Below are 12,976 nucleotides of genomic sequence, written 5' to 3'. Positions count from 1 at the left end.
ATTTCAAGTAAAAAGCTGAAACTAAGCGATTATTTGAAGGGCTAAATAAAAAGGTTGAACATTACTGTTCAACCTTTTTTGCTCAACCTGTTAAGTCTACGTCATCAACACATCAAGATGGCTGTATCCATTACAATACGGCAAATGCGCCCTGCCATTGGTAACTTTTTCCATTAAACTCAACGCTGTGCTTGCCATCTATTGCTTCACCAGTAAGATTACAAATAGCGACCGCATAGTGGTTACCACTAGTTGTGCTGATATTAATCACTGTTGCACTGTCACTATAACCCAGCACTTCAACAGCATTAACCAATCCACGAGCACCAACAGATGCCTCAATCGATTCATTAAAATAGCCATGAGTTTCTAAGACAGACGCAAATACATGGTTTTGTCCTGACTGACGTAAAATAAAGGCTGGCTCACTGCGCAAGTTAAAGTCAGGGTCGTTTGCACCTGTGCGGGCAAATATAACTTTACTCTCTGGTGTAGCGCTCGACACTAAACTGTAATAGCTATTGCCATGCAACCAACTGACTAAACTGCTACCACTCACGTTTCCAGATGCTACATGCCATAAGTGTTGATAACCATTGTCAGCACCCAGTGGTTTTAACGTGGACATCGTTTGGTAATCAAAATCGGTACGAATAATTTGTCCTGAGTGATGCACAGGTAAATCATATTGGTGGGGCTTATCGGCTAAAATACGATAAACATCAATAACCAGTGGTTTTTCAAACTCTGCAATGTCAGCAACAATAATACTGCGCTGCATGTCTGTACCATCATAATAATCGGTAATACGACCGCTCATTCCTTGTAAACTTGAATCGTCAGCCTTAAAGAAATGTTTTTGACCGAATTTTGATTCAGCTCGGGCTGTATCAAAATTGTTTTGTGTTTTTTGATCTACGGTGACCGTATTGTGAGCAACAGTTTGCTTACAATATGATTTATTCTCTGGGATATAACGACCGCCAAATTTAGGTTCTACGTTGACCCAACGACCAAAACCATAATCGTGTAACACTTCTTGCCCACGATTAAAGACACTTAAGTGCAAACCGTCATAATGACCATGATCAAGTGCTGAATGATATTGATGGTCGCTACCATGTTGACCAAACCAGATCAGTGCCATGGTATCGTCATTTTTTGCATCACGATGACGCAAAATACCAACGCCACCCTTTTCACCTTCAGGGCCGTCAGTGACAAACAAACTGCCCCAGCTAAATGGTTTAATGTTATCGGTGTCTTTAACCGCGTTAGACAAGGTTAATCCAGAAATGTGTACCCATACATCTTGCTGGTGATTAGCCATACTTAATAAGGTGTCATTCTGCTCATAACGGTGATAACACACACTCGTCGCCATTATCACACCTTCATCATTAATACTGATGGTTTTAGATGAATCATTTAGCGCTGGTAACGTGCCATCAGGAAACGCAGTCGACATTACCGCATATGATGTAGTTTTAATCACTGAGTCGTTAAATTGATAAATCCCTATTTCGGGTTGACGACGTTCAATGGCTTCAGCAAACAAGTAAATAGGCCGTAACGAGAAACGATGGTAATACGGCCCTTCCATGTAATATCCATCAGGTGAAAACAATTGATCTAATTGAGCCAAAAATCCACCACTGACTTTATCTAACTTAAGTCCATACAGTGCTTTATCAACAGATGCTTGATCGTTTATCGCGTAACCACAAATACCGACAGCAGCAACAGCCCATAAACCATGATTATGAATAATGTCAAAATCATGCGCATAGGTAACAACAAACATATCAATCATTTGTTTAAGTAAGTTGTCTTCAATATGGTGTTTTTGAGTTTCATCTAAGGTGTGATAAATGCAGCTATAAGCGCAAGATGCATAAAGCATCCACATATTTTCATTTAATGTTTGATGAAACAGTTTTCCAGGAGGATTACTGTCACGACTAACATTACTTTCTAAAGTTGGGTACACAGTGGCATAAGCCGATAACATATCAACAATGTAATTGCGGTACTTATCATCTTCGGTGATTAAAAATAACCGCCCCGCTAAATCCATATGGATATAATTTTGTTTATGACGATTATGTTCATAACCACCACCTTCACCGTGACCGGGTACTTCAATGCCTACGGTTGTCATATAGTCGTCTGTTTGAGCAATGTCACGCGTTAAGGCTTTGCCTAAAAGTGTATCTGTATTTAACGACTGTCTTAGTTGTGCTGCTTCGTCAAAGTTTAATAATAAGGGTTGGTAACTCATGTTATTTCTCCTGCTTCACTGCAGTAATTTCGACAGCATAATGGCCGTTAAATTGATATGTTTTTTGATTAAAGGTCACGCTATGTTCGCTTGTTTGTGCCGTTACTTGGTTACTTACCATTAACGTCACAATAGAATCCGCTGTGGTAATCTCAACCACTGATGCAGATTCATTGTGGCCAATCACCTTGATATTGCTGACTTTGCCGCGGGCATTTACCGACTGTTCAAATTCTTCGTTAAAGTATCCATGGGTTTCAACCACAGAAGCCAGCAGGCTTGTTTTACCGTGCGTTCGATATATAAAAGCAGGTTCACTGCGCAAATTGAAACTGGGATCATTTGCACCTGTACGTGTAAAGTACACTTCACATGAATCATTACTGCTCGTACCAAGCCATGTATAGTAAGTATTATTTTGTAACCAGCTCACAAGTCCTGTATCGGTAGGCTTACCGCTGGCTAAATTCCAAAGATGTTGATATCCATTATCAGTACCTAAGGTCGACACTTCTTGGTGGCTCTGGTAATCAAAATTTGTACGGATAATTTGACCTTCATACTGATGTGAATAGTCGTATTGATGCTCATCCTCACCAACTAAACGGTATAAATCAATTAACAATGGAGATTCAAGCTCATCTAACGCCAACATAAACACGCTGCGCTGCATCGACAATCCATCATAATGTTGATTAGCAAAAGCGCTCATACCACTAATCACATCACTTTGTACGCTAAAGAAATGCGGCAAACCGTGCACGCTGTCTGCTCGGGATACGTTAAAATCATTTTGACACTTTTCATCGACGGTAACAGCATTATGAGCAATCGTTTGGCGCGCATAAGATTTGTTTTCATCAAGGTAGCGGCCGCCAAACTTTGGCTCTACGTTTACCCAGCGGGCAAAACCGTATTCGCGTAACACTTCTTGGCCACGATTAAAGAAACTGATCCCTAATGTGTCAAAGTTCCCGTGTCCCATACCGTGCTGGCCGTAGTTCATGACTAACTGAGACACATCACCTTTTTTATCTTGCATGCGGATAAAGCCTTGAGCACCATGAGTGCCGTCTGGGCCTTCATTTAATTCAACGCTTGGCCAAAATGGCATACCAATGACAGCTTTTTCTTCAGCTTTCTCAAGGGCACGAGACAATACTAATCCACATGGATGCATCCACACTCTGTTTTGAATCTTAGCCATGCCCAATAAATTGTCGTCTACGCCATAATGTTTGCTATAAACACTCACAGCCACCTGTACACCCATATCAGTAATCGACATCGTACGTGATGCGTCATTCAATGCAGGGAATTGACCATTAGGATAGGCTGTAGATAATAAGGCGTTTACGGTATTACCAATCACTTTGCTTTTATAATTGTATATGTCTACTTCAGGCATATGGCGCTGCAAAACTTCAGCAAATAAACAGGTTGGCCGTATTGCATAGCGATGATAATAAGGGCCTTCCATGTAATATCCTGATGGAGCAAATAATTGCGAAATCTGCGCAAGAAATCCACCACTATCATTTCGATCTATTCCATATACTGCCATGTCTAGGTATTCACGTTTGCCAATGGCTAATCCACATATTCCGACAGCGGCAACAGCCCAAATGCCGTGATTATGGATACGGTCAAAATCATGGGCATATTTAACCGTAAACATCTCTAACATAGGTTCAAAGATACGGCTTTCAATTCGAGTTCGCTGTGCATCGCTCATTACTGCAGCGACGCATGAATAAGCAAGGCTTGTGTATAGTAACCAGCAATGTTCATTTAAAATTTGGTGAAATAAACGTCCGGTAGGATTGGTATTCTTTTGTACATGAAAATCGAACGTTAAATACTTGTCTGCGTATTCTTCTAATAGCGCGATGACAAAGTCTGCATACTGCTGTTGTTCCGTAATCAAGAACAACCGCCCTGCTAAATTCATAAAGGTGTAATTTTGTTTGTGGCGGTTGTGTTCATAGCCACCGGCTTCACCGTGCCCAGGCACATCTATTGGTAAACGCATAAAATCTTGCAGTTCATTTATATGGGCATCGATTGTTTTTCCCATCAAACTTGTGCGTCCAAACTCTTTACGTAAATCAGCAATTTCTGCATGCGTAAGTAAAATGGGCGTTGTTGTGGTCATAGTGTTTACCTTTTGGCTAATATCTATTCTTCGGTGAATACAAAATCTGTATGACAATATTGTCATACAATTTGATATCTTAACAATGCTTTTTGTCACATTTACGCTTAAAATAGCTTAAAATTTTAATTCGCATAAACTTTTTTGAAAATAATCTTTGCTGTAACCATATGTATAGTATTGGTTTTATTTCTATATTACCGATTTAGATCACATTGGTAAGATCTTATTGTATTACAATATGTATTTAATGTTTATTATTTGTATAATGAAGTCCACATTTAAAGCGGTTAGGAGAACTAAAATGAATCCTTTTTTTAAAGCTGATGACCACCCTTGGGAAGAGTTAGGCGATGGTATTAAGCGTAAAATCGTCGGTTACACTGATGAACTAATGGCTGTTCATTTGAATTTTGATAAAGGTGCCATTGGTTATGTGCATGCACACGAAATTCACGATCAAATTGGTTATGTAATTAGTGGCAGCTTTGAAGCCGAAGTCGATGGCAAAAAACAAGTGCTTAAAGCTGGCGATGCCTATATTGCTCGTAAACATCTTATGCACGGTGCTGTCGCATTAGAACAAGACAGTATTTTGCTTGATATGTTTTCTCCTGCACGTGAAGATTTTTTAAAGTAATACATACTCATTATAAGGTAACAGCATGAAACCATTGAAAATTGCAATTATTGGCGAATGTATGGTTGAGCTACAAAAAAAGTTAAGCGGTTTAAAGCAAGCCTTTGGCGGTGACACACTCAATACCGCTTTATACCTAGCTCGTTTAACAAAATCTAAATCAATCACAACGAGCTATGTAACGGCATTGGGTTACGACTCATTCAGTGAGCAAATGTTAACAGCATGGCAAGCAGAAGGAATAGATACCAGCTTAGTGCTACAGCTGGCGCATAAAAATCCTGGGCTGTACTACATTGAAACTGACGACACTGGCGAACGCAGCTTCCACTATTGGCGTAATGACTCAGCAGCTAAATATCTGTTTGACCAGCCTGAATCAGAACATCTTGCAGAACAACTGCTCACGTATGATTACCTTTTAATCACTGGTATTACCCTAGCAATTTTAACTGATTCAGGTAGAGCCAAATTATTTTCATTACTTAAAGAATTTAAACGTCGGGGTGGTAAGGTTATTTTCGATAATAACTATCGCCCTAGACTGTGGCTAAATAAAGCACACACCATGGCCGAATACCAAAAAGTATTGGCATTAACAGACATCGCATTATTGACCTTCGATGACGAAGTCCAATTGTATGAAGACACTGATGTTCAACAATGCATAGACCGTACTCAAGCGCTAGGCGTAAAAGAACTCATCATTAAAAGAGGTGCTGAAGATTGCATCGTCATTGAAAATAATGAAACAAATTATGTTGCAGCAACCTTAGTTTCAAACATTATTGATACAACTGCTGCAGGTGATTCTTTTAATGCTGGCTTTTTAGCTAAACGACTTAGTCATGGTAGCGCAACGCAAGCAGCATCTGCTGGACACATTATGGCAAGTACGGTGATTCAATATCCTGGTGCCATTATTCCTGTGGTAGCCATGCCAGAAATCCAATTATAAATGACCTAGAGAATACCATGATTTTTATGAACGATTTATTAGCAAAACATAAACTAATCCCCGTTATTGCCATTAATAGTACTGACGATGCAGTGCCGTTAGCTAGAGCACTAATTGATAATGGCATGCCAAGTGCTGAAGTGACCTTTAGAACAGAATGCGCAGCCGATGCCATTAAAGCAATGCGAAAAGCATTTCCTTTTATGTTTATTGGTGCGGGTACAATTTTAACCACTGAACAGGCAGATCAAGCCATTGAGGCAGGTGTTGATTTTATTGTCAGTCCTGGCTTTAATCCGCGAGTGGTACAACATTGTCTTGATAAAGGTGTGCCAATTGTTCCTGGTGTGAATAACCCGAGTTTAGTTGAACAAGCCATGGAGATGGGACTAAGAACATTGAAGTTTTTCCCTGCTGAGGCTTCTGGTGGCGTTAACATGCTTAAAGCGTTAACAGCTGTGTATCCGGTTAAGTTTATGCCCACAGGAGGAGTCAACTTAGCCAATATCGATTCTTATCTTGATATACCAGCAGTACTCGCTTGCGGCGGAACCTGGATGGTACCAACCAAGCTAATTGACTCTGGACAATGGGATGAAATTGGCCGCTTAGTACGTGTCGCAGTAGCACATATTAATAAATCAGAATAAATATAATATGACCATATAACCTATGGTCATTTTTTTCGCGGTTAACATTGTTAACACACAAAAATTAGAGTTTTTATATATCGAGGCTAAATCATGACTATTGATATGCTTGTCGTCCTTGCCTATTTTTTCTTCTTAATTGCGATTGGCTGGATGTTCAGAAAGTTCACCACATCCACTAGCGATTACTTTAGAGGTGGTGGGAAGATGTTATGGTGGATGGTTGGGGCCACCGCTTTCATGACTCAATTCAGTGCATGGACATTTACCGGAGCCGCAGGACGTGCTTTTTCAGACGGGTTTGTTGTGGTGATTTTATTTCTAGCCAACGCCTTTGGTTATTTAATGAATTACCTCTACTTTGCACCTAAATTTAGACAGCTCAGAGTCGTCACAGCGATTGAAGCAATACGCCAACGATTTGGTAAAACATCAGAGCAGTTTTTCACTTGGGCGGGCATGCCCGATTCACTCATTTCTGCTGGTATCTGGCTAAATGGTTTAGCGATTTTTGTATCAGCCGTTTTTGATATTCCAATGGAAACGACCATCATTGTTACAGGTGCCGTACTTGTTGTTATGTCGGTCACTGGTGGTTCATGGGCCGTTGTTGCCTCAGACTTTATGCAAATGATTGTGATTATGGCCGTGACCATTACTTGTGCTATAGCAGCCTATTTTTATGGCGGCGGGATAGGAAACATCATAGACAAGTTCAACGGTAACTTTATGCTGGGTAATGACTTAAATTATGTCAGCGTATTTGTACTGTGGGTTGTATTTATCTTTGTTAAGCAATTTGGCGTGATGAACAACAGCATTAATGCCTATCGTTATTTATGTGCTAAAGACAGTGAAAATGCCAAAAAAGCCGCTGCCCTAGCCTGTATTTTAATGGTAGTTGGCCCACTCATTTGGTTCTTACCACCTTGGTATGTAAGCGCGTTTATGCCTGATTTTGCATTGCAGTATGCCTTTATGGGCGACAAAGCTGGCGATGCAGCTTATTTAGCCTTTGTGCAAGAAGTCATGCCTGCGGGTATGGTGGGTTTGTTAATGTCGGCAATGTTTGCTGCAACCATGTCATCGATGGACTCTGGCCTAAACCGTAATGCGGGTATCTTTGTATGTAATTTCTACTCTCCTATTTTACGTGAACATGCCTCACAAAAAGAATTAGTGACCGTCAGTAAAATCACCACCGTTATAATGGGCGTTATCATGATTTTAATTGGGTTATTTATTAACTCACTCAGTCATTTAAGCTTGTTCGATATTGTACTAAACGTGGGTGCATTAATTGGCTTCCCAATGTTGATTCCGGTATTGCTAGGTATGTGGATCCGTAAAACACCAGACTGGGCAGGTTGGACAACATTGATAATCGGTGGCTTTGTCTCCTATTTCTTTGGTATTGCACTAACAGCGGGTCAATTTGAAACGTTATTCGGTTTAGATATTCCATTAACAGAGCGTGAATGGTCTGACTTAAAAATCGGCTTGAGCTTAGCCGCACACGTTATCTTTACTGGCGGTTTCTTCTTCTTAACCATGTTGTTCTATAAAGGATTGTCACCAGAACGCGAAAAAGAAGTCGATCAACTCTTTATAAACTGGAACACCCCAGTAATTGCAGACAGCGAAGATCAGCAAACACTAGATACAAAGCAACGTTCAATGCTCGGAAATCTCATCACAGTCGCAGGTTTTGGTGTATTGATTATGGCGTTAATCCCTAATGAACCTACAGGTCGATTAATGTTCTTACTTTGTGGTTCGATTGTGTTAATTGTTGGTGTATTACTGGTATATGCAGCAAGATCTGGCAATGGAACTGTTAAAAAAGCTGAGATACAAAATGCATAAACAGTAACCTTACTGTTTAAACCTAAAGCCTTATGTCATATAAGGCTTTTTTATGCCCAAAACTCACTAAAAAGAGTAATACCATTTCCATTAATTATGTGTTCAATCAGAGCAAAACCTCTACAAATTAGGTCATGGTCTTAAACGAAGAACCGTTAATCTTTAAAGCTTCTGGTTGCTAAGTTCACGTACCACCAGCATATGCAAAAATTCAAGTTTCATATTAATTAACCTGAGTTCAGGATAATAAACGCCTTTTAAACAGTCCTTTGCCATACTACCTGCGTTTAATCGACTTACTATTGACGCGTCAATTCGTCTTGTTGGCATAAAATGACAAGCTTGAAAGTGAGGGGGGAAATGTTGATTTTAAATAGCATAAATTAATCACTTATCACGAGCTCAGGTCAATTACAGTTTGCAATAAAAAAGTCTTCCTCTGGTCAGAGAAAGACTTTTTTGATGATTAACTTATCTCGATTAACTCATATCAGTTAAATCACATCCGTTAACTAATATAGCTTTGACCTGCATATATAATAAAATGACGCAGTGCAAGCACTCCCGTTAAGCTACAACACGCTACGGTTAACATCATTGCCTTTGTATGACGTGCTTTTGATGGCAGGAACATTGATAGGATCGGAATACAAAAACCAATCCCAACCACGCCATACCAAAATACACTCGCCCAAATATCTTGAGTTAAAGATGCTAAAGCGTCTACTGCTGCGCCACCGGTAAAATACAAAGATGTAAACAGCATCACTAAAAACATCATCTCAGTAATAATGACAGGCAGATCCAATCCATGTAATTTCATTACATCATCGTCATGTGAAGTACTGTTAAAACAAGTTAATGCCACAATTAAGTTACCTGCAGCACCAGCAGACAAACCTGATGCTAAAAACAAGGCAGGTAATATTGCCGTATTTAACAGCGGATATGCATTCATCGCAGAGATAAGAAAGCCAGTGTAGGCTCCTACTCCAACCGCGAGCGCAAACAACAGTATTTCAATGACTTTACGAAATGGCATTAATAGATGACTAATAGGCACTAAGAAACCCAATTTCCATTTAGGAAGTTCATCACGCAGTACAATTATCGAATATGCGATACCCAAAGGTGAATATGCTAATAACGCGGCAACACCAATGGCCATAACAGAATCAAAGTTGTAATTAATTAAAATCAACCAAAAATGGAATGGTTTGGTTAAGTCAAATACCAAGCATGCAAGGCCTAAGCTAATGGCTACAGGACCAATAATCGCAGACGCTTTTAATATTGGACTCTCTATGTGTTTGTCTTTGCTATACCAACGCATACCGATACCAATCAATACGCTACCTGCCGACAATCCGGCCATAAATAAGTAAATGGCAATAATCCAGTTCCACACCACAGGATCATATTGCGCCATATCGCCCCATATATTGTTCATGATTGAATCCCTCCACGTTTAGTAGGAACACGGTAAACCCTAGGTTTAGTGCCTAAATGGGTTTTATCTTGATAGGTCACTTTAGTATTGAGTAACTTGGCGACGTCGCTATTACTGTCGTTAGCATCGCCAAAATATAATGCGTCGGTTGGACATACCGTCACACATGCAGGTTGCTCACCTCGTGCTAAACGTGTGTCTTTACAGAAATTACACTTATCAGCCGCTTTAGTGATGGGATTAATGAAGCGGACTTTGTAAGGACACGCCGCGACACAATACATACAACCGATACACTTATCGTTATGGATAGACACTAAGCCATTTTCATCTATGTATGCCGCACCTGTAGGGCACACAGTGACACATGGCGCATCTTCACATTGCTGACATGACACTCGATGATATTTAAAGTGAAGATTTGGCGCTTCACCAAATGGCCCCTCAACTCGAACTTGCAGACGGGTTACCCCTTCTGGTACATCATTTTCACTACGACAGGCTACATTACATGCTTGGCAGCCGATGCATTTGTTTTCGTCATGCACCATGACATATCGTTTATTCATAGGAGACTCCAAATCAATTAGTTACGGCTAAATTTTTGCCAACTTCACGCCGGTAGTATGTATAGTCATGCCACAAACTGGCGCACTCGCATTAGGTAATAAATTGCCGCAATGAATACCTTTTCCGGTTGCACGAACCAACTCTTTGTTTTTAGAGCCAAAGCCCATATAGGCAAATACTGTGTCCTGACGAATACCGGGAGTGACTAACGCGGTCCCTTCTTCACTACCAACGCTGCTGGTTAATTGAATGGCATCACCACTGTGGATATTTAAACGACCTGCCGTAATTGGATGGATCCAAATAGCATTGTCAGACATCAAGTTAGCCAATAAAGGAATGTTATGAGTTGCACCGTTGGTATGAACGGCCACTTTGCCTTGAATAAAATACAATTCGTCGGCTTGCTTAAGTTGCACAGGGCGATGCTTAATTACACCTCTTCCTGGAGCCATCTCTTCAACTTGCGCAGAAGTTAACTCTATTTTTCCACTCGGCGTTTTAAATGTCATGGCCGATGCATAACTGCCATCATGATCAGCATGTCTAGCATTAGGATATGAGTTAATAAATTCTGCAACCATACTCGGTTCACGTAGCATCAATGGCTTGCCATAACTGACATAACCCATTTTTTTGATGTGTGCTAATAGGCTATGATCACGATTAACCTGCATGAGTTGTAACGTTTCGATATTTTCCCATGGGTAAAACTTCTCAAGCCCTAGCGCATGGCCTAGTTCTTTAAAGATTTGCCAGCTTGGACGGGTATTACCAATGGTTTCCACCGCACGTTGACGCACATAATAAGCAGGGTTTTTACCCGACTTATCAGCAATTTCCTCATCACGTTCAAGATAGGTCGACTCAGGTAAAATAATGTCGGCATACGCTGCTGTTTCACTGATGTACAAATCGCAGCACACAACTAACTCCATTGCTTTAAGCGTTTTTTCGACTTTAGCTCTGTCTGTTAGCGTTTGCATGGGGTTAGTACGACTCATAATCCAGGCTTTGAGCTGATATGGTTTAGCCTCTAGAGTTGCATCGATGATGGTCTGATACACACCACCTGAAGACCACATTAATTTGTATTGTTTTTCGACCTGATCAATCCGCATCGCAGAAATTTTAGGCATGCCTTCAACACCCGGTGTCGATAATTCAGGGGCTACTGCTTCACCGGCAAATTTGTTGTATCCAGAGGCTTTTTGGCCCATGTATATGCCACCTTTGCGCTCTATGTTACCAATTAAAATATTGGCAGCATAAATTGCACGGCGCATGTCAAATTCTTCTGGGGTAAAAGTCGCCCGATGACCAAAATCAACAACGGCATGTGGTGCATGACTAGCGTATTCGTGCGCAATACGTCGAATGGCAGTCGCAGAAACATCAGAAACACTTTCAGCCCACTCTGGGGTATATTGTTTAACTTCAGCTGCAAACTCATCAAAACCGACAACAAATTGTTCAACAAATTTACTGTCATACAAATTGTCATAAATCAGTACATGGCATAATGCCAATGCAACTGACACATCAGTCCCAGGGCGAATAGCGTGCCATTCATCGGCTTTGTCAGCGACAACAGAAAAACGAGGTTCAAATACAACTAATTTTGCTCCTTTATCCATTTGAGCTTGCATCATGCCTCTGGTTTCAGACATGTTGATGCCTTCATAGATATTGTGACCAAAGTTTATGATGTATTCAGAATTGCCTAGGTCGCGCTTCATCTTTGTGCCAAACATGGCTTTAGCCGCTACTTCATAAGCGCCAGGACACGTTGAAGCATGCGTGAAGGTGTTTGGCGTACCAAATGCTGCAGCTAAGTGAAATACATGACCGTCCAATGAACCTGATTTAGAAGAAAACGCGACACTTTCTGCACCATGTTGCTGTTTAATGGTATTGAGTTTGTCGGCGATAAATTGATAAGCATCATCCCAACTAATTTCGGTCCATTTACCTTCACCACGTTCACCCGCACGTTTAAGCGGTTTAACAATTCGTTGTGGATCGTATAACAAGCTATGGCCTGCACCACCACGAGCACAAACTTTACCGCCAAAAGATTTAGCTTCTTTATTACCGCTAATAAACACATTTTTGCCATCGACAATACGTGCCTTAATTGGACAGCGTGTCGAGCACATTTCGCAAATACTGGCCACTTCAGAAGCAATCCCTTTAAGAGGTTGTTTCTCTATTGCGGCTAGCGAACCAGGTAATAAACTTGCCAGCGCACAAGTCGCACCACTGGCCCCTGCTCCCTTTAAAAAATGACGCCGATTTAACTGAATCATAATTGCCCCCTTCACCTTGGCGAAGCTTAACGTTATTACGGTTAACTTTGATTTAACGGGGCTTAAGGATTAAACATCACACTAAGCTCCATCGCTA

9 protein-coding genes are annotated in these 12,976 nt (G+C 40.7%); 4 read left to right on the top strand and 5 right to left on the bottom strand.

The genetic code is table 11. From position 1 onward, the window contains the following. Positions 1-130: 130 nt before the first annotated feature. Together IEY40_RS01680 and IEY40_RS01675 are read right to left on the bottom strand one after the other, a co-directional pair. The gene (locus tag IEY40_RS01680; RefSeq protein ID WP_188952730.1) at positions 131-2,281 is read right to left on the bottom strand and encodes a heparinase II/III domain-containing protein; all 2,151 of its coding nucleotides are present in this window, start codon (positions 2,279-2,281) and stop codon (positions 131-133) included. 1 nt (position 2,282) lies between these two features. Continuing rightward, positions 2,283-4,436, bottom strand: coding sequence for a heparinase II/III domain-containing protein (locus IEY40_RS01675; protein WP_188952728.1), 2,154 nt, complete (start codon positions 4,434-4,436; stop codon positions 2,283-2,285). A 304-nt stretch (positions 4,437-4,740) separates the two neighbouring features. Between IEY40_RS01675 and IEY40_RS01670 the strand changes: the two genes are divergently transcribed. The 4 genes from IEY40_RS01670 to IEY40_RS01655 all read left to right on the top strand — a co-directional run bounded on the left by IEY40_RS01670 (position 4,741) and on the right by IEY40_RS01655 (position 8,550). After that, positions 4,741-5,076: a cupin domain-containing protein gene (locus IEY40_RS01670; protein ID WP_188952726.1), complete on the top strand. Its 336-nt coding sequence runs from the start codon at positions 4,741-4,743 to the stop codon at positions 5,074-5,076. 25 nt (positions 5,077-5,101) lie between these two features. Then, complete coding sequence (gene kdgK / locus IEY40_RS01665; RefSeq protein ID WP_188952724.1) at positions 5,102-6,034, top strand: 2-dehydro-3-deoxygluconokinase; 933 nt, start codon at positions 5,102-5,104, stop codon at positions 6,032-6,034. Between the two features lie 17 nt (positions 6,035-6,051). Beyond that, positions 6,052-6,684, top strand: a complete 633-nt coding sequence (locus IEY40_RS01660) for a bifunctional 4-hydroxy-2-oxoglutarate aldolase/2-dehydro-3-deoxy-phosphogluconate aldolase (protein ID WP_188952722.1) — start codon at positions 6,052-6,054, stop codon at positions 6,682-6,684. A 93-nt stretch (positions 6,685-6,777) separates the two neighbouring features. Continuing rightward, positions 6,778-8,550: a sodium:solute symporter family protein gene (locus IEY40_RS01655; protein WP_188952720.1), complete on the top strand. Its 1,773-nt coding sequence runs from the start codon at positions 6,778-6,780 to the stop codon at positions 8,548-8,550. A 508-nt stretch (positions 8,551-9,058) separates the two neighbouring features. Here IEY40_RS01655 and nrfD read toward each other — a convergent pair. From nrfD to phsA, 3 genes are read right to left on the bottom strand one after another with little or no spacing between them, the layout of a single operon-like run. After that, positions 9,059-10,000: an NrfD/PsrC family molybdoenzyme membrane anchor subunit gene (gene nrfD / locus IEY40_RS01650; protein WP_188952718.1), complete on the bottom strand. Its 942-nt coding sequence runs from the start codon at positions 9,998-10,000 to the stop codon at positions 9,059-9,061. Continuing rightward, positions 9,997-10,569 carry a 4Fe-4S dicluster domain-containing protein gene (locus tag IEY40_RS01645; protein WP_188952716.1) on the bottom strand — a complete coding sequence of 191 codons (573 nt, stop codon included), beginning with the start codon at positions 10,567-10,569 and terminating at the stop codon, positions 9,997-9,999. The genes nrfD and IEY40_RS01645 overlap by 4 nt, the downstream gene beginning before the upstream one ends. A 27-nt stretch (positions 10,570-10,596) precedes the next feature. Continuing rightward, positions 10,597-12,879, bottom strand: coding sequence for a thiosulfate reductase PhsA (phsA, locus tag IEY40_RS01640; RefSeq protein WP_188952714.1), 2,283 nt, complete (start codon positions 12,877-12,879; stop codon positions 10,597-10,599). Positions 12,880-12,976 lie beyond the last annotated feature (97 nt).

It is taken from the genome of Shewanella ulleungensis (assembly GCF_014648315.1).
GTDB classification, from domain to species: domain Bacteria; phylum Pseudomonadota; class Gammaproteobacteria; order Enterobacterales; family Shewanellaceae; genus Shewanella; species Shewanella ulleungensis.
Note: the sequence above shows the minus strand (reverse complement) of the source record. Positions and strands in the feature narration are given on the sequence as shown.

What these genes read in the sequence shown, in the direction of transcription:
- IEY40_RS01680 (WP_188952730.1), bottom strand. Translation starts at nt 2,281, where the DNA reads ATGAGTTACCAACCCTTATTATTAAACTTTGACGAAGCAGCACAACTA.
- IEY40_RS01675 (WP_188952728.1), bottom strand. Translation starts at nt 4,436, where the DNA reads ATGACCACAACAACGCCCATTTTACTTACGCATGCAGAAATTGCTGAT.
- IEY40_RS01670 (WP_188952726.1), top strand. Translation starts at nt 4,741, where the DNA reads ATGAATCCTTTTTTTAAAGCTGATGACCACCCTTGGGAAGAGTTAGGC.
- kdgK (WP_188952724.1), top strand. Translation starts at nt 5,102, where the DNA reads ATGAAACCATTGAAAATTGCAATTATTGGCGAATGTATGGTTGAGCTA.
- IEY40_RS01660 (WP_188952722.1), top strand. Translation starts at nt 6,052, where the DNA reads ATGATTTTTATGAACGATTTATTAGCAAAACATAAACTAATCCCCGTT.
- IEY40_RS01655 (WP_188952720.1), top strand. Translation starts at nt 6,778, where the DNA reads ATGACTATTGATATGCTTGTCGTCCTTGCCTATTTTTTCTTCTTAATT.
- nrfD (WP_188952718.1), bottom strand. Translation starts at nt 10,000, where the DNA reads ATGAACAATATATGGGGCGATATGGCGCAATATGATCCTGTGGTGTGG.
- IEY40_RS01645 (WP_188952716.1), bottom strand. Translation starts at nt 10,569, where the DNA reads ATGAATAAACGATATGTCATGGTGCATGACGAAAACAAATGCATCGGC.
- phsA (WP_188952714.1), bottom strand. Translation starts at nt 12,879, where the DNA reads ATGATTCAGTTAAATCGGCGTCATTTTTTAAAGGGAGCAGGGGCCAGT.